The sequence below is a fragment of the Cupriavidus sp. 05N39 genome (genome assembly GCF_056397325.1).
In genome coordinates this window covers 1-1,321 of the sequence record NZ_JBFTNE010000243.1, presented here as the reverse complement: position 1 = coordinate 1,321, position 1,321 = coordinate 1, and the positions used below count along the sequence as shown (strand labels likewise).

At 59.9% G+C, this 1,321-nt stretch carries 1 protein-coding gene; it reads left to right on the top strand.

All coding sequences use genetic code 11. From position 1 onward, the window contains the following. Positions 1-66 precede the first annotated feature (66 nt). Positions 67-1,317, top strand: coding sequence for an ISL3 family transposase (locus AC1DN0_RS41035; protein WP_441637734.1), 1,251 nt, complete (start codon positions 67-69; stop codon positions 1,315-1,317). Positions 1,318-1,321 lie beyond the last annotated feature (4 nt).

Sequence of the window (1,321 nt, the reverse complement as noted above, 5' to 3'; positions counted from 1 at the left end):
GGTTCTTCAGACTTTCGTGTGGGTAGGTAGTACGCTTTCGCGCATGGCTTGGTAAGGAGGTGTGCGATGGACAGCGTGGAACTGTACCGGCAGCTGCTTGGCGTGACTGCGCCATGGACGGTGGAGCGTGTCGACCTGGACGTGGCGCGGCAGCATGTCGAAGTGCATGTAGGGCACTTGGAGGGACAGCGTTTTTCGTGCCCCGAGTGCGGGAAGGAATTGGCGGTCTATGACCACCTTGGAGAACGGGTGTGGCGACACCTGGATAGCTGCCAGTTCCTGACGTATCTGCACGCGCGGCCTCCGCGAGTGTCGTGTCCGGAGCATGGCGTGAGGCAAGTGAGGATGCCGTGGGCGGAGGCTGGGAGTCGGTTTACGCATCTGTTTGAAGCGCTGGCAATCGACATATTGCTGGCAACGAATGTCAAGCGAGCCGCGGAGATCTTGCGCATTACGTGGGACGAAGCCTGGCACGTGATGGAAAGAGCTGTATTGAGGGGGCGGGCGGCGAAAGCCAACGAGATGCCCCGGCTGATGGGCGTGGATGAAAAGGCAATCGCCAAGGGACATCGCTATATGACGCTGGTGTGCGATCTGGAAGAAGCGACGGTGGAATACATCGGAGAAGAGCGCAAGCAGGCCAGCTTGGCCGCTTACTTCGAGGCTTTCCCGGTGGCGTATCGGGAGGCCATTGACGCTATCAGCCTGGACATGTGGCCGGCCTACATCAACGCCTGCCAGGCCAATGTGCCTGGCGCAGACGAGAAGATGGTCTTTGACCGCTTCCACATCATGCGCCATGTCATTGAGGCGGTGGACAAAGTCAGAAAGCAGGAGCACAAGGCGTTGCTGAAAGCCGGAGACGACACCCTCGCCCGCAGCAAATACCTGTGGCTGACCAACCCGGAGAACATGCTGGAGCCGACCAGGGAACGCTTCAATGCACTGAGGACGATGGAGCTGAAAACAGCTCGAGCCTGGGCCTTGAAGGAGGCGCTGCGGGGGCTGTGGAATTACCGCACCACCGGCTGGGCCACACGCTTCTGGAGGCGCTGGTACTTCTGGGCGACCCATAGCCGGCTGGCGCCGATGATTGACGCCGCCCGGCTGATCGCCCGCCACTTGCCGAATGTGCTGACCTACTTCAAACATCGCATCACCAATGCCGTTGCCGAGGGGTTGAATTCCAAGATCGCCACTGTGCAGAAGCGAGCCTGCGGCTATCGCAATCCGGACCACTTTAAGATCGCCGTCTACTTCCACTGCGGTGGTCTCAACCTACATCCAGCTGCGCTGACCCACACGAAAGTCGGATGAACCA